The sequence below is a fragment of the Micromonospora sp. NPDC048842 genome (assembly GCF_040649935.1).
Classification (GTDB): domain Bacteria; phylum Actinomycetota; class Actinomycetes; order Mycobacteriales; family Micromonosporaceae; genus Micromonospora; species Micromonospora hortensis.
Genome location: NZ_JBEZGK010000026.1, coordinates 21,377 through 41,502, shown reverse-complemented (window position 1 = coordinate 41,502; position 20,126 = coordinate 21,377). Strand labels below are relative to the sequence as shown.

20 protein-coding genes are annotated in these 20,126 nt (G+C 72.8%); 1 reads left to right on the top strand and 19 read right to left on the bottom strand.

The window, feature by feature from the left end:
- Positions 1–3 precede the first annotated feature (3 nt).
- Complete coding sequence (gene hisD, locus AB0C19_RS27670) at positions 4–1,326, bottom strand: histidinol dehydrogenase (RefSeq protein WP_357189998.1); 1,323 nt, start codon at positions 1,324–1,326, stop codon at positions 4–6.
- 106 nt (positions 1,327–1,432) lie between these two features.
- On the opposite strand from hisD, the gene AB0C19_RS27665 reads away from it, so the two are divergent.
- Positions 1,433–2,140, top strand: coding sequence for an LON peptidase substrate-binding domain-containing protein (locus AB0C19_RS27665; protein ID WP_357189996.1), 708 nt, complete (start codon positions 1,433–1,435; stop codon positions 2,138–2,140).
- Here AB0C19_RS27665 and AB0C19_RS27660 read toward each other — a convergent pair.
- The 18 genes from AB0C19_RS27660 to AB0C19_RS27575 form a co-directional block, all read right to left on the bottom strand.
- On the bottom strand, positions 2,055–2,879 hold the full coding sequence (locus AB0C19_RS27660) for a DUF2567 domain-containing protein (protein ID WP_357189994.1): 825 nt from the start codon (positions 2,877–2,879) through the stop codon (positions 2,055–2,057). The two genes, AB0C19_RS27665 and AB0C19_RS27660, sit on opposite strands and share 86 nt — an antisense overlap.
- A 55-nt stretch (positions 2,880–2,934) precedes the next feature.
- The gene (locus AB0C19_RS27655) at positions 2,935–4,623 is read right to left on the bottom strand and encodes an AAA family ATPase (protein ID WP_357189992.1); all 1,689 of its coding nucleotides are present in this window, start codon (positions 4,621–4,623) and stop codon (positions 2,935–2,937) included.
- Between the two features lie 74 nt (positions 4,624–4,697).
- Positions 4,698–5,729, bottom strand: coding sequence for a hypothetical protein (locus AB0C19_RS27650; protein WP_357189990.1), 1,032 nt, complete (start codon positions 5,727–5,729; stop codon positions 4,698–4,700).
- 42 nt (positions 5,730–5,771) lie between these two features.
- A complete protein-coding gene (locus AB0C19_RS27645) occupies positions 5,772–6,716 on the bottom strand; it encodes an RluA family pseudouridine synthase (RefSeq protein ID WP_091407730.1) in 945 nt (314 codons plus the stop codon).
- Complete coding sequence (gene lspA / locus AB0C19_RS27640) at positions 6,713–7,345, bottom strand: signal peptidase II (protein WP_357189988.1); 633 nt, start codon at positions 7,343–7,345, stop codon at positions 6,713–6,715. The genes AB0C19_RS27645 and lspA overlap by 4 nt, the downstream gene beginning before the upstream one ends.
- 64 nt (positions 7,346–7,409) lie before the next feature.
- Complete coding sequence (locus AB0C19_RS27635) at positions 7,410–7,829, bottom strand: TraR/DksA C4-type zinc finger protein (RefSeq protein ID WP_124854350.1); 420 nt, start codon at positions 7,827–7,829, stop codon at positions 7,410–7,412.
- Positions 7,830–8,052: 223 nt separating this feature from the next.
- Positions 8,053–9,552, bottom strand: a complete 1,500-nt coding sequence (locus AB0C19_RS27630; RefSeq protein ID WP_357189985.1) for a potassium/proton antiporter — start codon at positions 9,550–9,552, stop codon at positions 8,053–8,055.
- 22 nt (positions 9,553–9,574) lie between these two features.
- Entirely contained in the window at positions 9,575–9,880 is a 306-nt protein-coding gene (locus tag AB0C19_RS27625) for a DUF167 domain-containing protein (RefSeq protein WP_357189983.1), read from the bottom strand.
- A 10-nt stretch (positions 9,881–9,890) separates the two neighbouring features.
- Positions 9,891–10,646 (bottom strand): hypothetical protein, encoded by a 756-nt coding sequence (locus AB0C19_RS27620; protein WP_357189981.1) that lies wholly within the window; start codon positions 10,644–10,646, stop codon positions 9,891–9,893.
- Between the two features lie 80 nt (positions 10,647–10,726).
- On the bottom strand, positions 10,727–11,536 hold the full coding sequence (locus AB0C19_RS27615) for a DivIVA domain-containing protein (protein WP_036411965.1): 810 nt from the start codon (positions 11,534–11,536) through the stop codon (positions 10,727–10,729).
- A gap of 44 nt (positions 11,537–11,580) precedes the next feature.
- Positions 11,581–11,886 carry a YggT family protein gene (locus tag AB0C19_RS27610; RefSeq protein ID WP_357189979.1) on the bottom strand — a complete coding sequence of 102 codons (306 nt, stop codon included), beginning with the start codon at positions 11,884–11,886 and terminating at the stop codon, positions 11,581–11,583.
- 30 nt (positions 11,887–11,916) lie between these two features.
- Complete coding sequence (gene sepF, locus AB0C19_RS27605; protein ID WP_238667380.1) at positions 11,917–12,609, bottom strand: cell division protein SepF; 693 nt, start codon at positions 12,607–12,609, stop codon at positions 11,917–11,919.
- Positions 12,610–12,800: 191 nt separating this feature from the next.
- Entirely contained in the window at positions 12,801–13,544 is a 744-nt protein-coding gene (locus AB0C19_RS27600) for a YggS family pyridoxal phosphate-dependent enzyme (protein WP_357189976.1), read from the bottom strand.
- A gap of 9 nt (positions 13,545–13,553) precedes the next feature.
- Complete coding sequence (ftsZ, locus tag AB0C19_RS27595; RefSeq protein ID WP_357189974.1) at positions 13,554–14,669, bottom strand: cell division protein FtsZ; 1,116 nt, start codon at positions 14,667–14,669, stop codon at positions 13,554–13,556.
- A 245-nt stretch (positions 14,670–14,914) separates the two neighbouring features.
- Positions 14,915–15,733: an FtsQ-type POTRA domain-containing protein gene (locus tag AB0C19_RS27590; protein ID WP_357189972.1), complete on the bottom strand. Its 819-nt coding sequence runs from the start codon at positions 15,731–15,733 to the stop codon at positions 14,915–14,917.
- Positions 15,730–17,295 carry a UDP-N-acetylmuramate--L-alanine ligase gene (murC, locus tag AB0C19_RS27585; protein ID WP_357189970.1) on the bottom strand — a complete coding sequence of 522 codons (1,566 nt, stop codon included), beginning with the start codon at positions 17,293–17,295 and terminating at the stop codon, positions 15,730–15,732. Before murC ends, AB0C19_RS27590 begins: the two co-directional genes overlap by 4 nt.
- The gene (gene murG / locus AB0C19_RS27580) at positions 17,292–18,398 is read right to left on the bottom strand and encodes an undecaprenyldiphospho-muramoylpentapeptide beta-N-acetylglucosaminyltransferase (protein WP_357189968.1); all 1,107 of its coding nucleotides are present in this window, start codon (positions 18,396–18,398) and stop codon (positions 17,292–17,294) included. The genes murC and murG overlap by 4 nt, the downstream gene beginning before the upstream one ends.
- On the bottom strand, positions 18,398–19,852 hold the full coding sequence (locus tag AB0C19_RS27575) for a putative peptidoglycan glycosyltransferase FtsW (protein ID WP_357190071.1): 1,455 nt from the start codon (positions 19,850–19,852) through the stop codon (positions 18,398–18,400). The genes murG and AB0C19_RS27575 overlap by 1 nt, the downstream gene beginning before the upstream one ends.
- Positions 19,853–20,126 lie beyond the last annotated feature (274 nt).

Genomic DNA, 20,126 nt, shown 5'->3' with positions numbered 1-20,126 from the left:
CGCTCACGCCGACCCTCCCGGGAAACGGGCCTGGACCGCCTGGCCGTGCGCGGGCAGATCCTCCACGTTGGCCAGGGTGACCACGTGCGGGGCCACGTCGCGCAACGCGGCCTCGGTGTATTCGATCAGGTGCACGCCGCGCAGGAACGACTGCACGGACAGCCCGGAGGAGTGCCGCGCGCAGCCGCCGGTGGGCAGCACGTGGTTGGAGCCGGCGCAGTAGTCGCCGAGCGACACCGGCGACCAGGCGCCCACGAAGATCGCCCCGGCGTTGCGGACCCGCAGCGCCCACTCCCGGGCGTCGACCGTCTGGATCTCCAGGTGCTCGGCCGCGTACGCGTCGACCACACGCAGCCCAGCCTCGAGGTCGTCGACCAGGACCACGCCGCTCTGCTGACCGGTCAGCGCCGTGGTGACCCGCTCGGTGTGCTTGGTCGCCGCCACCTGCCGGGCCAACTCCGCCTCGACCGCCTCGACCAGCGCCACCGACGGGGTGACCAGCACGCTCGCCGCGAGCGGGTCGTGCTCGGCCTGACTGACCAGGTCGGCGGCCACGTGCGCCGGGTCGGCGGTGTCGTCGGCCAGGATGGCGATCTCGGTCGGCCCGGCCTCGGCGTCGATGCCGACCACGCCGCGCAGCAGCCGCTTGGCGGCGGTCACCCAGATGTTGCCGGGGCCGGTGATCAGGTCGACGGGGTCGCACCGCAGCTCACCCGCCGGGTCCACGGCCGCGCCGTACGCCAGCATCGCCACCGCGTGGGCCCCGCCCACGGCGTACACCTCGTCGACGCCGAGCAGCGCGCACGCGGCGAGCACCCGGGGATCGGGCAGGCCGCCGTTGTCCTTCTGGGGCGGGCTGACCACCACCAGCGAGCGCACCCCGGCCGCCTGGGCGGGCACCACGTTCATCACCACTGTCGACGGGTACATCGCAAGGCCACCGGGCACGTAGAGGCCGACCCGGTCGACCGGCAGCCACCGCTCGGTGACGGTGCCGCCGGGCACCACCTTCGTGGTGTGGTCGGTGCGCCGCTGGTCGGCGTGCACCCGACGGGCCCGGGCGATGGACTCCAGCAGCGCGGCGCGCACCGCCGGATCGAGCACCCCCTCCGCCTCGGTGATCGCCTCGACCGGCACCCGCAACACCTCCGGGGAGATGCCGTCGAACCGTTCACTGGCCTCCCGGATCGCTGGGTACCCATGCTCACGGACCGCCTCCACCAGGGGCCGGATGCGCTCGACGGCGACGGACACGTCGAGCTGGGCACGGGGCAGCAGGCGGCGCGGGTCACCGAGACCGTCGCGCAGGTCGATCCGATTCAGCACCCTTGCGAGTCTAGGCGGCCGGCCCGACGTCCACCCGAGCCGCCCGTCCGCCGGGACGGTGAGCCGGGCCACGCCCTCGGGGGCGAGATTGGTTAGGCTCGACCATGTGACCGCACGGCTGCCGGTTTTCCCGCTCGCAACGGTGCTCTTTCCCGGGTTGGTGCTGCCGCTGCACATCTTCGAGGAGCGCTACCGGGCGCTGGTCCGGCACCTGGTCAGCCTGCCCGACGGTGCCCCGCGAGAGTTCGGCGTGGTGGCCATCCAGGCCGGCTGGGAGGTCGCGCCCGCCGGTCCCGCCGGCGTCCCGGCCAACTCGAGCGTCGGCGAGGTGACGCTGCACGAGGTGGGCTGCACCGCCGAGCTGCGCCAGGTGACCGAGCTGACCGACGGTGGTTTCGACATCGTCACTGTCGGTCGGCGTCGGTTCCGCATCGCCGAGGTCGACGACAGCACCGAGCCCTACTTGACCGCCGACGTCGAGTGGCTGCCCGACCCGGGCGGCCCGGACGAGGTGGCCGATCTGCTGGCCGCCCGGGTGATCGCGGTGTTCCGGCAGTACCTCGGGCTGATCCGCTCCGACCCGGAGGAGATCTCCGAGCAGTTGCCGGAGGACCCGACTGTGCTCTCGCACCTGGTGGCGGCGACCGCGGCGCTCACCGTCGACGACCGGCAGCGGCTGCTGGCCATCGACGACACCGCCTCCCGGCTCCGCGCCGAGCTGCGGTTGCTCAACCGCGAGGCGGCTCTGCTGCGTCAGGTGCGGGCGGTTCCGGTGCCGCTGTCGGAGCTGGCGTCCCCGCCGACACCCAACTGAACTCCCCCGGTTCGGGCTCCGGGCGTAGCCCCGGCCACCGCGACCAACCGGCCAGCAGGGTGTACATGACCGCGGCCCCGAACGCTGGCAGCAGCAGGTTGCCGTGCGGCACCGGCAGCACGCCGAGCAGCCAGTCCACTCCACCGGCCCGCAGGTCGGCGGGTTTGCTGAAGGCCTGCCCGGCCGGGGCAGTCGCCAGCAGCCGGTCGAACGTGGCCAGACCGATCCGCCGTCCCACCTGCCAGGCCACCGGCGCGGCGACAAGGGTGCCGAGCACAGCGGCGAGCAACCCGACCGGGCCGCGCCGCCGACGCAGCACGAACCACAGGGCGAGCGCCACGAGCAGCCCGAAGGCGAGCCCGAGCAGGCTGAACCAGCCGTCGGCGGCGATCGGCTGCTCCGGTTGCGGCTCGGCGTAGATCGCCCCCTCGGCGGTCTTGAGCACCGGGGTGTCCGGCGCGAGCGCGGCCCAGAGCAGCCCGAGCGGAACACCCAGCGCGGCCAGCGCGAGCACGGCGCCCAGCACCGTCACCAGGGCACGCAGCGGACGACGCGGCTCGTCGAACCGAAGCTCCAGCGAGCTCTGGTACGCCGCCGGCAGGTGGCCCGCATCGAACTCGCCAGGCGCTGTCCCGGCCGACGTGTCGACCTCCGGCTGTTGCGCGTGCGGCGTACTGGGGGGCGCGGGTTGGTCGGGCTCGTCGACGGGCCGCTCACGGTCGGGGTTGTCCGGGCTCACCCGATGATCCTCTCAGGCCCGGTGCGCGGCCGGGCTCCGGTGGCGGCAGACCAGCTCACCGGGCGAACGGCTCCACCATCATCGCCGCGGCCCGCAGCCACGCCTGCCGGGTCTCCGGTTGAAGCTGGTGGTACTCGATCGACGACCCGGTCTCCAGAGCCGGGTCGTACGGCACGACGGCCACGCCCCGGGTACGGGTGGCGAAGTGCCGCTCCAGGTCGTCCTGGAGCGCCGAACGACCCGGGGTCGGGCAGGAGATGAGGGTGATCGCGTTGTCCGCCAACTCGCCCATGCCCTCCTCGTGCAGCAGGTCGAGCATCCAGTCCGCGCTGAACGCCGCGTCCTCCCGGGGCACCGTGGTCACCACCAACTGGTCGGCGGCCTGCATCACGGTGCGCCAGTTGGGGCTCTCCACGTTGTTGCCGGTGTCCACGCAGACCACGTCGTGGGTGCGCCGCAGCAGCTCCAGCACCCGGCGGACGGTGAACTGGTCCAGTCGCTGGGCGAAGCGCGGGCTCTCCTCGCCGGCCAGCACGTCGTACGAGCCGTCGGAGGCGTGCCGCAGGTAGTCGTCCAGCCGGTCCAGCAGGGTCGCGCCCTCCAGGATCTCGATCTGGGCCAGGTCGCTGATCAGGTGCCGGATCGTCCGGGCGTGCCGGGCGCTGCCGGCGCGCAGGCCGAGGGTGCCGCGCAGCTCGTTGTCGTCCCAGGCCAGCACGCCCTTGCCGCGGACGCTGCCGACCGTCGCCGCGGCGAGCACCGTGGCTGTCGTCTTGTGCACCCCACCCTTGGGGTTGGCGAAGGCGAACACCCGGGGCGTGCCCAGGTCCCGTTGGAGCACTCCGTTGGCGCGCTCCTGCTCCGGGTCGACGGCCGGTGGGCGCCATTCGATCCGGGGCGGGTAGGCGCGTTCGGCGACCGCCGAGCCGACCGCCGGGGCGGGTGGTGGCGGGACGGGCGGCGTGACTGGCACGGCGACCGGGGGCGCGGGCGGCGGGGGCGGGGGCGGGGGCGGGGGCGGGGCGGCCGGGTAGCCGGTCTCCGGCTGGTAGCCCGTCTCCAGCAGGGCGTACCGCGACTCCACCGGCGGGTCGCCCGGTCGGTAGCCGTTGTCCAGCAACGCGTAGCGCGACGGGACCGGGTCGGGGCCGCGGGCCGGCGGCTCGGGCTCGGCCCGGTACGTCGGCTCGGCCCGGTAGTCCGGCTCGGCGCGGTAGCCCGGATCGGCACGGTAGTCCGGCTCGGCACGGTAGCCGGGCGTGGCGAGGTAGTCCGGCTCGGCGCGGTAGCCCGGCTCGGCCCGGTAGCCGGGCTCAGCGCGGTAGTCCGGCTGCTCGGTCCGGTACGCGGGCTCCGCTCGATAGTCCGGCTCGGCCCGATAACCCGGCTCGGTCCGGTACGCGGGCTCGGCCCGGTAGTCCGGCTCGGCCCGGTAGGCGGGGTCGGCCCGGTAGGCGGGGTCGACCCGGTAGGTCGCCTCGGCCCGGTAACCAGGCTCCGCGCCGTACGACAGGTCGGCCGGATGCCCGATGGCGGGTGCCCGCCCGGCGTAGCCGTTCGGGGCCGCACGCCGTGGCAGCGGGTCCGGCGGCGGTTCCTCGCCGTGCCGCTCCGACTCGGTCTGCTCCGCGCCGCGACCGCCCAGCCGGGCACGGTCCAACAGCGCGCGCCACCGCGGCGCTGGTTCGGCCGGCCGGCCCCAGCCGGTCTCACTGCCCTCCACGGCCCGCCCTCCCAGCGCCATCGATCTCTGTCTGACAGGCTACGAACCCAACCCTATTCGGACCACACCTCAGAGCGCACACCAGCCGGCGCAGATCACGACGACGGCGATGGCGGCGACGGCTCGGTGAGGGCGGCGTCCGGCGAGGTGGTGACACTCGGCGGCGCCGAGTCGCTGGGCTCCGGCTTCGACGGTTCGGGTGACGGAATCGTCACGACTGGTGCGGGTTCCGACGATTCGCCCACGGGGGCCGACGACGCCGGTGCGCTGATCATCGGCGCCGGCCGCTCGGACCGGGTCGGTACGGGGCTCGGCCCGGTGTCGACCGGCGGGCGCACCACGTCACGCTGCTCCGGCAGGGGTGGCGTGAAGACAGTCCGGTCCAGCCGGTACACCTCGGGAGCGGGGTCGACCGCCCGTACATCCGGCCGGGCCGCGACACCGCGCAGCGCCACCGGCGTCGCGCGCACCACCGCCGCGTAGACGCAGGCGCAGCCGGTGCGGTACGCGGCCGCCTCGGCGGCGGCCACCTCGGCGCCGCTGACGTACTGCTCCCGCAACTCCCGCTCGCCCGCCCCGTCGCCGTCGACAGCGGCGGCCCTGACCCGATAGTCGGCGGCCTCGGTCTCCTTGCGGGTGGCCACCTGTTCCATTCCGGCGACCACGTCGTCGGGCACCCGCAGCGCGGGGATCTTGACGATCTCGGTCTGCCTGCCGGGCAGCGGAACCCGCCCGAAGACTGTCGAGACCCCGACGTCGCCGAGCACCGTCGCCAGCCGCTGCGGAGGCAGGTACGCGTCGAGCGTGACCAGTGCGTACGTCCCGCCCTCGGCGGCCGGCGCGGACGCGGGCAGCGCGGCCAGGTCGGCCGCGGCGGACCGCAGGTAGCCGGGGACGGAGTCGCCGTCGGCAACGCCGACCCGGGTCACCTCGCCGACCGTCCGGTCGCCGACCGGAGTGTCGTCGACGGCCCAGACGGCGGTGCCCAACACCGCCGCCGCGGAGAGCACCGCGGCCCAACTGAGGACGCCGGAGCGCGCCGACCGGTCGCCCAGCCGGGCCACGGCCCGGGTCAGCGGCGGCAGCAACCGCTGGTCCAGTTGCCGCAGCAGGTTGCCGGCGCGCACGGGCGGGATCCCCTCTGTGGAACGGTGTCGGGCGGTCGCCGCTCAGTCACGCAGGATCTGAAGCGCACGGTCCAGGTCGTCAGGGTAGTCGCTGACGAACCGGACCTCGTCCCCCGTTCGGGGGTGCAAAAAGCTCAGTTCGCGGGCGTGCAGCCACTGTCGGGCCAGGCCGAGACGGGCCGAGAGGGTGGGATCGGCGCCGTAGGTGAGGTCACCCACACAGGGGTGCCGCAGTGTGGAGAAGTGCACCCGGATCTGGTGGGTCCGGCCGGTCTCCAGCCGGACGTCGACCAGACTCGCCGCCGGGAACGCCTCCAGAGTGTCGTAGTGGGTGATGCTCGGCTTACCGCCGGAGACCACCGCCCAGCGGTAGTCGTGGGTGGGGTGCCTGTCGATCGGCGCGTCGACGGTGCCCCGCAGCGGGTCCAGGTGACCCTGCACCACAGCGTGGTAGCCCTTGTCGACCTCGCGGTACTTGAAGGCCCGCTTCAACGCCGTGTACGCCTGCTCGCTCTTGGCCACCACCATGATCCCGGTGGTGCCCACGTCGAGCCGGTGCACCACGCCCTGACGCTCGGCGGCGCCACTGGTGGAGATGCGGTGCCCGATCGCGGCGAGCGCGCCGATCACCGTCGGCCCGGTCCACCCGGGGCTCGGGTGCGCGGCCACCCCGACCGGCTTGTCGACCACGACGATGTCGTCGTCGGCGTAGACGACCCGCAGGCCGGGCACCGCCTGCGGCACCACAGTCGGCGGCGCGACCGGGGCGGGCAGCGTGACGTCCAGCCAGGAGCCGGCCTTGACCTTGTGCGAGTTGGGCCGGGCGGAGCCGTCGACCAGCGCGTCCCCGGCGTCGACAAGGGCCGCAGCGGCGGTGCGGGAGAGCCCGAACAGGCGGGACACGGCCTGGTCCAGGCGCATGCCGTCGAGGCCGTCCGGAACCGGAAGGGAACGGTGGTCGCCGCCAGCGGCGAACGCGGAGGTCATGCCCGCTCCCGCTGCTCGGCGCCCGGCGCGGCGGCGCCCGGCGCGGCGGCGTCCGTCGTGGCCGGGTCGCCGTCGCGCCCCGCCCGCCGGCCGTCACGTTGGCGGCCGGTCAGCTCCAACAGGACGGCCAGAAGCACGCCGCAGACCAGCGAACTGTCGGCCAGGTTGAACACCGGCCAGACCTGACCGTACGGGTCGAAGAGGCTGATCATGTCGACGACGTGCCCGTGGAACGGGGACGGCGCCCGGAAGATCCGGTCGACGAGGTTGCCCAACGCGCCACCGAGCACCAGGCCGAGCGAAACCGCCCAGGGCAGCGAGCGCAGCCGCAGTGCCATCCAGACGATCCAGCCGACCACACCGATGGTGATCAGTGGGAAGACCCAGGTGTGGTCCGCGCCGATGCTCCAGGCCGCGCCGCTGTTGCGGGTCAGGCTCAGGTAGACGAAACCGCCGAGCAGGCGGACCGGCTCCCGGTCGGTCAGCGCGGCCAGCGCGAGATGCTTGGTGACCAGGTCGGCCAGCAGGGCCACCAGGGCGACTCCGGCCAGAATCGCGACGGCCCGGGACCGGCGGGTGCCGCCGCCCGGATCGGTGCGGCCGGGTTCGGCGGACGGTACTGCGGTCATGCGCTCCCCATCGACAGTCTTGGCGGTGATCGCTCACCGTCTCATCGCCGCCGGGGAACGGACCTCAGCGCCGCTCCTCCAGCTGCTTGCACGTCACACACAGGGTGGCCGACGGGAAGGCGGCGAGGCGCTCGACCGGGATCGGGTTGCCGCACCGCTCGCACCAGCCGTAACCACCCTCGTCGAGACGCTCCAGAGCGCGCTCCACCTGCGTGATCCGTTCCAGAATGCTGTTGGCGAGAGAGATCTCCTGCTCCCGCTCGAGCGTCTTGGTGCCCGTGTCGGCCTGGTCGTCCCCGGCCGAGTCGGTCAGCCGATCGCGCTGCAGCTCGGTGATCTCACTCAGCGTCTGATCGTACTCGGCACGAAGCTCGTCCCGCCGCGCCGCCAGCGCCGCCCGGATCTTCTCGGTCTCCGCGGTGCTGCGGGTGGCCTTCGCCGCCGGCTTGCGCCCGGCGGTCCTGGTGTCGGATGGCTTCGCCATGGGTCGCTCCCTCGGCCGGGGAACCGCGCGGTCCGCGGCGCCTGGTCAGGGGGCGCCGACCAGGCGTCCCCTAGTACGAAAAGGGGCGCACGGCGACGATGGCCGCGCACTCCGGAGATTGGCAAGAATACGGAACGTACAGGCGTCCGACAACGTGCCGCACCGTCGCTCCGCCTAACAGCCCCTAGCCCTGCCTAACCGGGGCAAAGGGAACGCTAGCAGATCAATTGGGCACCTCATCCCCGTACTCACCAAACCATCGGGCCAGGCGACCCCGCCGACTGACCGCCCGCAACCGCCGTTCCGCCGCGTCCCGCACCCCGGCGGTCGCCACGATCAGCAGACTGTCGCCGGTCTTCAACCGGGTGTCCGGTGCGGGCACGAAGCCCACGCCGTCGCGCAGCACCAGGGTCACCGACGCGCCCAGCGGAAGGCGCAACTCGTCGACGTGCACGCCGGCCAGTCGCGAGCCCGGTGGCACCTCCACCTGGAGCAGGTCCGCCCGCATTCGCTCCAGTGGCGCGGTCTCCACGTGGATCTCGGCGGCCTCGGCCGGCGCTGTCACCCGCAACCGGCGGGCGAACGGCCCCAGCGTCCCGGTCTGCACCAACGTGAAGATCACCACCAGCACGAAGACCACGTCGAAGAGCCGCTCCGCGCCGGGCACCCGCTCGGAGAGCGGAATGGTGGCCAGCACGATCGGCACCGCCCCGCGCAGCCCAGCCCAGGACAGGAACGCCTGTTCTCGAAGGCCGACCCGAAACGGCAACGCCGTGACGGCCACCGACAACGGCCGGGCCAGGAGCACCAGAGCCAGCCCGGCGACCACCGCGGGCAACACCGCCGCGTCCAGCCGGCCCGGCGAGGCCAGCAACCCGAGCAGCACGAACAACCCGATCTGGGCGAGCCAGGCAAGCCCGTCCGCGAAACCGAGAATCGCCTGCCGGTGCGACAGGCGGGCATTGCCCAGCAGCACCCCGGCCACATAGACGGCGAGGAAGCCCGAGGCGTGCAGAACGGCCCCCGCGGCGTACGCCAGCACGGTGATGCCCACCGCGGCGATCGGGTAGAGCCCGGCCGAGGGCAGCGCCGCCCGGCGCAGCGCCCAGGTGCCGGCGACGCCCGCGGCCACGCCCACCGCCGCACCGACGCCCAGCTCGTAACAGACCAGCGCGACCTCGTACCACCACGGGTGCGCGAAACCCCTGTGGGACAGCAGCACCACCAGCAGCACCACCGGGGCGTCGTTCATCCCCGACTCGGCCTCCAGTGTCGCCACGAGCCGGGGCGGCAACCGCAGTCGGCGCAGGGTGGCGAAGACGGCCGCCGCGTCGGTGGACGAGAGCACCGCGCCGTAGAGCAGTGCCAACCGCCAGTCCAGCCCCAGCAGCAGGTGCACTGCCACGCCGACCACCACGATGCTGACGATCACGCCGACGGTGGAGAGCGCGGAGGCCAGCCCGAGCACCGGGCGCAGCGTGGTCCACCGGGCGGTGAGGCCGCCCTCCGCGATGATCACGATCAGCGCGCAGAAGCCGAGGGTCCGGGTCAGCTCGACGTCGTCGAAACGGATGCCCAACCCGCTCTCGCCGATCGCCACGCCTAGAGCCAGGTAGACCAGAAGGCTGGGCACACCGAGGCGGGTGGAGAGTCGCACCGCGCCGACAGCCACCAGCAGCACTGCCGCACCGAGCAGCAGCGCGATGTCCAACCCGGGCGTCACGGCTGCCTTGCCTGGGCTGTCCTCACTCGGCGGATCCGTCGCGCAGGCGGCGCAGCACCCCGGGCAACTCCGGGCCGGGCCGATCGACGAGGAAGAGCTTGTCCCGGCTGGCCGCGCCGGTACGCAGTGACACGGCGGCCGGTCGGACGCCCAACGCGCCGGCCAACGCCCGGCGGGCGGCCTCGGTGGCCCGACCGTCGACCGCCGGGTCGTGGACCGCGATCACGAGGGCGGGCCCGTGCGGGCCGTCGAACCGGCCACCCACCCGGTCCCGGGAGGCGCCGGGCTTCACCCGTACCGCCACTGTGAGCGTGTCCTCCGCGGGCACCGGCACCGCTTCAGATCGGCCGGGCGTCGGCGAGGAGAGCAGTGGCCGGCGCGCAGTGCGCGCACGGGGTGAAGCCGAGTTCCACGGCCTCGGCGACCGGCAACGTCTCGGGCTGCCAGCCGATCAGGTGGGGGCAGCCGTCCAGGTGGTAACGGGGGCGGCCGTCGACGACCTCGACGGCGTCGAGCAGTCGGGCCACCCGGGCCGCCTCGGCGGCCGTGATCTGCTGGGCGGCCGGCTCGTCGACCGCCGCGATCGCCGGGTCGAACACGTCATCGGTCGACGCCGCGAACGGCGACGCCGGGCTTACCGGACGGGCCCGCGCGGGCGGCTCGTCCGCCGCGCCCACCAACGGCGACGCGTCATCGACGCGCGGCGGGGCCTCATCGATCGGCGGCGCACTGTCAACCGGTGGCGCCTGGTCGACCGGCGGCTCGGGTGGTTGCCGCCACCCGGTGCCGCCGGTACCAAACGTCGTGGGCACGTGCTGGACCGGTACCTCCGGCTCGACCAGCGGCGGCCCGTACGCGACACCCGGTGTGGCCTGGCTGGCCGTGCGGGGTGCGTCGGGGTGCCGTCGGTCGGTCCGGCCGGGATCCGCCATGGCGCGGTTGGCGGCTGCCTGGCGGGCGCCCACCACCAACGCCACGGCGGCCAGCAGACTGGCCGCGATGGAGATGACCAACAAGAAGCTGGAGCCACCGGCCAGGCCGAGCACCAGTAGCACCACCGCGACGAGGATGAGCAGAAGACTTGCGACTATCACGGCTCACCCCCGCCGCGTCGAACTGTCCAGGCCAGGCCGGCGACCGTCACCATTGGCGGACAGCGATCGCCGGCCGGTGCTCAGCGTCCGGCTTCGAGGGCGCCGGAGCGCCCGCCGCCGCCGTACGAACCAGCGAGACCCGCTGCGGCCAGCCCGTTGCCGCCAGCGACCCGGCCGGCTTCGGAGCGGGTCATCTCGGCCTCGAGGCCCTGGCCACGACCGTCGAGGTCCCGCAGCTGGCTCTCCAGGTACGCCTTGAGCCGGGTGCGGTACTCGCGCTCGAACTGCTTGAGCTCCTCGATGTGCTTCTGCAGAGCCGTGCGCTTGGCGTCCAGGCCGCCCATGGCCTCCTGGTGCCGCTGGCGGGCGTCCCGCTCAAGGGCGTCAGCCTTGGCGCGCGCCTCCCGGGTCACCTCCTCGGCCTTGCTGCGAGCCTCGGACAGCAGCTGGTCGGCCTCGCGGCGAGCGTCGGACACGTGGTCGTCAGCGGTGCGCTGGGCCATCATCAGCACGCGCAGGGCCTGCTGCTCACCGTCACCGGTGACGCCGCCGGCCGGGCCGCCGGTCGCGCGGACCTGCTCCAGCTCGGCCTGCATCGCGCGGGCAGCCTGCTCGGCCGCCGACTTGTCGCGCTGCACCCGGTCCAGTTGGGCCTTGACATCGTTGAGCTCCGCCGCCAGTCGGGCGTCGCCGCCGGGGCCGGCGGGAGCACCGCCACGGCCACCGCGCTCCACCTGGGCGCGCAGCTCGTTGTTCTCCTCGATGAGACGGGCGAGCTCGCGCTCGACCTCGTCAAGGAAGGCGTCGACCTCCTCCTCGTCATACCCCCGTTTGCCGATCGGCGGCTTTTTGAAGGCGACGTTGTGGACGTCGGCCGGGGTCAGCGGCATCGAAACTCCTCGGGTCAGTTGCGGCCGCGAAAGCGCGTCGGTCATCAGGCAGATGCCCTGATCGACGGCCCTAACACGAACTCCATCAGCACGAACAGGATAACCAGGAGCACAAGGGAGGCCAGGTCGATGCTCACGGTACCAATTCGCAGCGGAGGGATCACACGCCTCAACGCGTTGAGAGGGGGATCAGTGACGCTCCACACGGATTCCAATCCTGCGGATGCTCCACGCCCCGGTTGCCAGCGACGGCCGTACTGCAGGACGGCGCCCAACACGAACCGGGACAGAAGAAGGAGCAGGAAGACATAAAGGATCAGGTACAGCACTTGCAGTAAGATCGACAACACGGTCAGCGACGTCCCTCGGGTCGGGCGGGATCAACTCAGACTGAAAAAGCCGCCCTCAGCGATCTTGGCTTTGTCCTCTGCGGTGACCTGGACGTTAGCCGGTGAGAGCAGGAACACCCGATTGGTCACGCGCTCGATCGTACCGCGCAGGCCGAACGCCAGTCCGGCGGCGAAGTCCACCAGACGGCGGGCATCGGCCTCATCCATCTCGGTGAGATTGATGATTACCGGGACGCCGTCGCGGAAGTGCTCACCGATGGTGCGCGCCTCCCGGTAGGTGGTGGGGTGCAGCGTGGTGATCTGGTAACGCTGCTCCTCCTCGGGCAGGGCTCGCTCGCGCGACGTGACCTGCGGCGCGAGGGCGAGGTTGTCCCGAGTGTGGTAGGTCAGCGCACCGGAGGTCTCGCCCGCCGACGACCGGGTGATCGACCGGACGCTGGACCGCTCGATCCGCTCCGGCCGCTCACCGTCACCGCGCTCGGACTCGCTCAACCGCCCGCTCGACCGCTCGGAGAGTCGACCCCGCCCGCTGTCGCGCGGCCGCGGAGCCGGTGGCTCCTCGGCGTCATCCTCGTCGTCGTCGGCGAACTCCTCGGCATACCGGCTCTGCCGGTAACGCGAGTCGCGGTAGCCACCCTTGTCGTAGCCACCGTCGTCGTAGGCCCGCTCGTCGTCTTCTTCGACCAGACCGAGCCAGACCCCCGCCTTGCGCAGTGCACCCATCCCGCGCCCTTCCGTCCGCCGTGCGGCACGCGCCCCCGTGCCATGTCGCCCGTCGCGAGTGGACAACCATGCCCATCGGACCGGAACGGCAATCCCCCGGCGCGCGATTCGCGTCGCGCGCCACGACCCCCGACTAGGAGACGCCCGCCCCTGAAACAACACTGATGTAATTTGCTTGTCTCGCGGTCAGGCTACCGCAGCGTGGGACGCATTCCGAGCAACGCGCTACCGACGCGGACATGTGTCGCGCCGTAACGGATCGCGATTTCGAAATCTCCGCTCATACCGGCGGACAACGCCGTGGCTCCCGGATGGACAGCCCGAAACGCGCCGGCGACCTCCGCGAGCCGGGCGAACGCCCGCTCCGGCTCCCACCCCAGCGGAGCGACAGCCATGAGACCGGCCAGACGCATCCCCGGCGCGTCGGCCAGCGCCTCGGCCACCGGCTCCAGACCGGCGGCCGGATCCGCCGAGCCGGGCAGGGCCCCGCCCCGGGCCGCGTCGCCGTCGATGCTCACCTGGACCAGCGCGTCGAGCGGCTCCTGCCGCTCCGCGGTCGCGGTGGCCAACGCCCGCGCCAGCCGCACACTGTCGACGGAGTGCACCACGTCGGCGTAGCGGACCACCGAACGGGCCTTGTTGCGCTGCAACTGCCCGATGAAGTGCCAGCGGGGACGCACCCCGGCGGCAGCCACCTCGGCGGCCTTGCCGGCCGCCTCCTGGTCGCGGTTCTCCCCCATGTCGGTCACCCCGAGCCCGGCCAGCGCCAACACGTCGCTGGCCGGGTAGGTCTTCGTCACGGCGATCATGGTTACCTCGGCACGGTCCCGGCCGGCCTGCGCGCAGGCGTCATCGAGCCGGGACCGAACCTGGGCCAGACCGGCCGCGAGTTCGGCGTGCCGATCTGGCCGTACCGTGGCTGAGCTGTCGGTCATCGGCGGTGCTCAGGACCCGTTCTTGAGGAAGTCGGGAACGTCCACGTCGTCGAAGAGCACGCGACGCGGCGACTGGGCCGGAGTCGGGTTGGTGGCCGGCGTCGGCGCCGGGGCGCTCTGCGGCGCCGGCTGGTTGGTGTTGGACTTGCGGGTCGGCTCGGCCGCCTTGTACGCGGGCGTGCCGCCGTCGAAGCCCGCCGCGATGACAGTCACCCGCACCTCGTCACCGAGCGCGTCGTCGATGACCGCGCCGAAGATGATGTTGGCGTCCGGGTGGGCCGCGTCGGTGACCAGCTGGGCTGCGTCATTGATCTCGAACAGGCCCAGGTCGGAGCCGCCGGCGATGGAGAGCAACACGCCGCGCGCGCCGTCCATGCTCTGCTCCAGCAGCGGGCTGGAGATGGCCGCCTCAGCCGCCTCGACCGCGCGGTTCTCGCCGCGGGCGCTGCCGATGCCCATCAACGCGCTGCCGGCACCGCTCATCACGCTCTTGACGTCGGCGAAGTCCAGGTTGATCAGACCCGGGGTGGTGATCAGGTCGGTGATGCCCTGCACACCCGAGAGCAGCACCTGGTCGGCAGTGCGGAACGCGTCCATCATGCTGATGTTGCGGTCGCCCAGGGCCAGCAGCCGGTCGTTCGGAATGACGATCAGCGTGTCGCACTGGTTGCGGAGCTCGTCTATCCCCGTCTCGGCCTGCACCTGGCGGCGCTTGCCCTCGAAGGAGAACGGCCGGGTCACCACGCCGATGGTCAGCGCGCCGAGCTTGCGGGCGATGTTGGCCACCACTGGCGCGCCGCCGGTGCCGGTGCCGCCGCCCTCGCCGCAGGTCACGAAGACCATGTCGGCGCCCTTGAGGACCTCCTCGATCTCGTCGCGGTGGTCCTCGGCGGCGTTCTTCCCGACGTCCGGGTTGGCCCCGGCACCCAGGCCACGGGTCAGCTCCCGACCGACGTCGAGCTTGACGTCGGCGTCGCTCATCAGCAGCGCCTGCGCATCGGTGTTGATCGCGATGAACTCGACGCCCTTGAGCCCAACCTCGATCATCCGGTTGACGGCGTTGACGCCGCCACCCCCGATGCCGACGACCTTGATGACCGCCAGGTAGTTGTGCGGAGGTGTCATCTCCGGTCCTTTCCTTCGAGATTGGCTTCGGCCGACCGGTTACGGCGTGGCCAGACCAGCGGCCGACGACAGCTGTCACCAACGAGGATCAGGGGTGAACCCTAACCCTCTACTAGAGGCTTACAGTTATGTCAACCACTGAAGCTCTTCGAGGCAACGTAAGCGCCACCGCGCGATGAGCCAAGGACCCGGGCGGCGTGTCGCCGCGCGGAGCGCCACGGGTCACGTCCTCGCACGCTCACCGGTCAACGAAAGGTCACCACATCCGGCGCGCTCACGTCGATCCGGTCGGTGTCCTGGTCGAGCAACGCGGTGGCCACCCGAGCCTTGTCCGTACCCCGGGTGGCGTCGCCCCAGACCACCGTCCGGTCGCCTCGCAACCGCAGGCTGATCCGGGCCAGCCCCGCCACGTTCACGTCCACCAGCTCCGCGCGCAGCTGCGGCGTCAGCGCGACGAGCACCTCCAGCGCGGCCCGGGTGCCCGGGTCGTCGGCGGCCGGCCGGGCCACAGTCACCTGTGGAAGGTCGGCGGGGCGTCGCTCCACAGTCCGGAAGGCCACCCCACTCGGGTCGATTAGGGCGAACGCCTCGCCCTGCGGCACCACGGCCACAGCGGTCCGCTCGGTCACCCGCACCACCAGCGCGCCGGGCCAGTCCCGGGAGACAGTGGCCCGCTCCACCGCCGGCAGCGCGCCGACCCGACGGGCGACGGCGGCCAGGTCCACACGGGCCAGCGGCACGCCGTCCGGCACCCCTACCGCGTCGTGCACCTGCACCGGGGTGACCAGGTCGGCACCCTCCACGCGTACCTCCCGAACCCCGAACAGCCCGGTGCCGAGCACCGTCCAGGCGACCAGCCCGGCCAGGGCGAGCACCCCGGCGGCCACCGCCCACGGCAGCGCCGCACGCATGCGACGCTGCCGGGCACGGGCCATGAACCGGCGGGTCGAGGGCGGTACCGCGTCGCGGCCCGCCCGGACCAACTGCCAGCGCCGGGCCGGACCGCGGCGCGGGGCGCCACCGTCGGCGGCGCTGGTCCGCCCTCGGGCCGGGCCGGGACTCATCCGGCCGTGGGCGCCGAGCCGCCGGGCACGGCGGTGCCACCGAGAGCCGCGCCGTCGCCGCCGGACGTCGCCCCACCCGGCACCGGATCACCGATCGCCGGGGCGGCGGCCACCGGGTCGACCGTCGCTGTCGGTGCCGAGCCGGCCGTACGCTCACCCAGGGCGGCCAGCAACTCGTCGCCCATCAGCGAGATCGGCGGGGCGCCCATGGTGACCACCACGTCCCCGGAGCGGGCGCGACGGGCCACCTCGATCGGGGCCTGCTCCCACGACTCCACGAAGACCTTGCGGTCGGCGGGCAGATCGACCGCCGCGATCAGCGCCGCCGAGCCCTCGCCGGGCTGACGCAACTCACCCGGCCCGAAGACCTCCAGGAGCACCACCTCATCGGCGATGGCCAGCGCCTCGGCGATCTCCGCCTGGTTGTCGCGAGTGCGGTACAGCCGGTACGGCTGGAAGACGACGATCAGCCGGCCGTCCCCGGCGACCTCGCGCAACGTCTGGTTCGCCAACGTCATCGAGGTCGGGTGGTAGGCGTACTCGTCGTAGACCAGCACGCCGTCCGCGACACCCTTGCGCTCGAAGCGCCGTCGCACCCCGGGGAAGACCGCCAGCGCGGCCTCCGCCGCCTCCAGCGGCAGTTCCAGCAGGTACGCGGCCAGCACCGCGGCGGCGCTGTTCAGCCCCATGTGCCGTCCCGGCACCGGCAGCCGGAACTCGCCCAGCGACCGGCCGTCGATCGCGGCCAGGTAGCGCACCCCGCGTGCGGAGGAGACCATCTCGGTCAACCGCAGGTCGGCGTCGGCGGCCTCCCCGTAGGTGAACACCCGTCGTCCCTCGGACCGCAGGCTCTCGGCCAACCGCCGACCGCCCGGGTCGTCGGCGCAGGTGATGATGAACCCGTCCGGGTCGGTGAGGCGGGCGAACTCCACGAACGCCGCCTCCAGCGTCGCGTAGTCGCCGTAGGTGTTCAGGTGGTCCGCCTCGACGTTCGTGATGATCGAGACGTACGGGCGGTAGATGAGGAACGAGCGGTCGCTCTCGTCCGCCTCGACCACGAAGTGCTCGCCGGTGCCGTGGTGGGCGCCCGAGCCGACCTCGGAGATCTCCCCACCGATCACGAAGGACGGGTCCACACCGGCCTGCTGGAGCACCATCGTCACCATCGAGGTGGTGGTGGTCTTGCCGTGCGTGCCGGCGACGGCCACCGCCCGACGGCCGGTCATCGCCGCGGCGAGCGCCTCCGAGCGGTGCAGCACCCGCAGGCCGCGCCGACGCGCCTCGACCAACTCCAGGTGGTCCTGGGGAATGGCCGACGAGTAGACGACGGTGTCGACCCCGTCGAGGTTGGTCACCTCGTGGCTGAGGTGGATGGTGCCGCCGAGCGCCCGCAGGCCGGCCAGCGACGGCCACTCCCGCAGGTCGCTGCCGGAGACCCGGATACCGCGGGTGAGCAACAGCCGGGCCACGCCGAGCATGCCCACCCCACCCACTCCGATCAGGTGGACGGCGCCCAGGTCCTCGGCGGTGAGAGTGCCGGCCGGGGTGAACTGCGCGGTCATCGGGCCACCGCCGCCAGCACGAAGGACCGCAGCGCCTCGTCGCCGTCGCGCCTGCCGTACGACCCGGCGGCGGCACCCATGTTGTAGAGCCGCTGTGGGTCGCGGATGAGGGGGATGACGGTGCGCTCCAGCCAGTCCGGGGTGAGCTCCGCGTCGTCGACCAGCAGCCCACCGCCGGCCTCCACCACGGGCAGCGCGTTGCGCCGCTGCTCCTGGTTGCTGTGCGGGTACGGCACGTAGATCGTGGGCAACCCGATGGCGGCCACCTCGGCGACGGTCATCGCCCCGCCCCGGGCCAGCATCAGGTCGGCGGCGGCGTAACCGAGCTCCATCTCGGACAAATACGGCAGCGTCACGTACGGCACCGGCAGGTCGGTGGGGATCGGCACCGGCTCGTTGCGGGCGCCCATCACGTGCAGCACCTGCACGCCGTTGCGGGCCAGCTCCTTGGCCGCACCGGAGACCGCCAGGTTGATCGAGCGGGCGCCGGACGAGCCGCCGGACACGAAGAGCACCGGCGGGTCCGGGCGGAGCCCGAAGTGGGCGCGGGCGGCGTTACGCAACGCGTACCGGTCCAGACCGGCGATGCTGCGGCGCAGCGGCACACCGACGACCGTCGCGTCCCGCAGCGCCTCGGACTGGCTCGGCTGGTTCGGGAAGCCGACGGCCACGTTCTTTGTGAACTTCATGCCGAGCTTGTTGGCCACGCCCGGTGGCACGTTCACCTCGTGGATCACCATGGGCAACTCGCGGCGCCACGCGGCCAGGTAGGCCGGCACCGAGACGTACCCTCCGAAGCCGACGACCACGTCGGCGCGCACCTCGTCGATCACCTTGCCCGCGGCGCGCGCCGCGGTCCACATCCGGCCCGGTGTGCGGACCAGGTTCATGTTGACCGACCGGGGCAGCTGGTACGCCGGGATCTGCCGCAGGTCGTAGCCCTGCGGCGGGATCAGGTCGTTCTCCATGCCCCGGGGTGTGCCGAGGCAGGTGATCCGGACGCCCGGGTCGTGTCGGCGCAGGCAGTCGGCGAAGGCGAGCAGCGGGTAGACGTGCCCCCCGGTGCCACCTCCCGCGAGCACCACCGAACGCAGCGGACCCATCAGCGTCTCCTCTCGCTCGCCGTACCCTTGCGGCTGCGGTCCTGTCGGACCCCGCGCGGCGCGGCCTGATCGTCATGGCGCCGCTCGCGGGACCGGGGCACGGACCCTCGGCCAGCGGGCGGCGTCGCCGGTCGGCGACGCCGGCCGGGAAGCGGCGGCAACGGGGCCCAGAGTAGTCGGACCCACCGGGCCGGCGGACGGGCATGCAGTGCTCTGGCCGCATCGGGTTCGGCGCGCGCGAAGGACGCCAGCATGCCGATGCCGGCCAACGTCACCACCAGGGCACTTCCGCCGTCGGAGATGAACGGCAGCGGCAGACCGGTGATCGGCAGCAGCCCGACCACCCCACCGATGTTGATCACAGCCTGGCTGACCAGCCAGGTGGTCACGGCGGTGGCGGCGAGCCGGCGGAACGGGTCGTCGACCCGCCGGGCGATCCGGAACCCGGTGTACGCGAGGACCGCGAAGAGGCTGAGCACCACGACGCACCCGATCACGCCCAGTTCCTCGGCGATGATCGCGAAGATGAAGTCGTTGTGCGCCTCGGGGAGCCAGTCCCACTTCAGGCTGCCCTTGCCCAGCCCGACACCGAACCAGCCACCGTGCTCGATGGCCAGCCGTCCCTGGTAGAACTGGAGGCAGTCGTTGAGCTTGCAGGTCTCCGGGTCCGGTGGGTTGAAGAACATGTCCAGCCGGGCGAGGCGGTAGTTGTCGGCGCCGCGCTCGCCGGAGCCGGCGCCCAGCGAGGCCACCGCCACGAGCAGGCCGATCCCGACCAGGCCGGCCGTGGCCAGGGCGCCGAAGACCCGCATCCGCACCCCGGCGGCCCAGAGCAGGCCCACGACCAGGGCCAGCAGACAGAGCATCGTGCCGGTGTCGTTGTATCCGACCAGGACGAAGAGGAGGCCGACCACCGGGAAGAGCGGGGTGGCCAGTTCGCGCCACCAACCGAGCGCGGCGCCCTTGCGGGCGACGAGGTGCGCACCCCAGAGCACCATCGCGAACTTGGCCAGCTCGGAGGGTTGTAGCTGGATCCCGCCGACGAACAGCCAGTTCAGATGCGCCTCGACCGGCCCGAAGCTGGCCGAATCCTGACCGGTCAGCCGGGCGAACGCGACCAGCAGGTTGAGCACCACCAACAGCCCGATCGAGGTGAACAGCAGCGGCCGCCCCAGCGAGCGGTAGGTGCTGGCCGGCAGGCGCTGGCAGACCCAGAACGCACCGATGCCGATCACCGCGAAGATGGCCTGCTTGGTCACCGAGGCCGAGGCGTTGCCGTCCTCGGCGTAGTCCTTCACGCTGGTCGCCGAGAAGACCATTGTCAGCCCGATCAGCAGCAGCAGGCCGGCGCAGGACAGCAGCAGGTAGTAGGAGGTCAGCGGCCGGTCCAGCAGGCCGCGCAGAGCGGCGAGCCCGCCGGCCGCGTCGATACCGCGCAGCGGGGTCGCCGCCACGGCCTCCGGCTCGCGTCCCGCCGGCCCGGGCTCCCGCGCCCCCGGCCCGGATTCGCGGGCCGCCGCGCCGGGCTCCGGGCCACGCGCCCCGCCGGCCGACGGTGTACGCCCCGACGCGCCCGGCGACCGACGCGCCCGCCCGCCTGCCCTGCCCTCAGTGCCGATGTCCTCCCCCACCCCGACATCATCACCGCTGAACACGCGCCACCGCCCCACAACGCCCCACCGGGCGTGTCGAACCCGCCCCCACGCCGCCCTCCCGCCGCCGATCTTG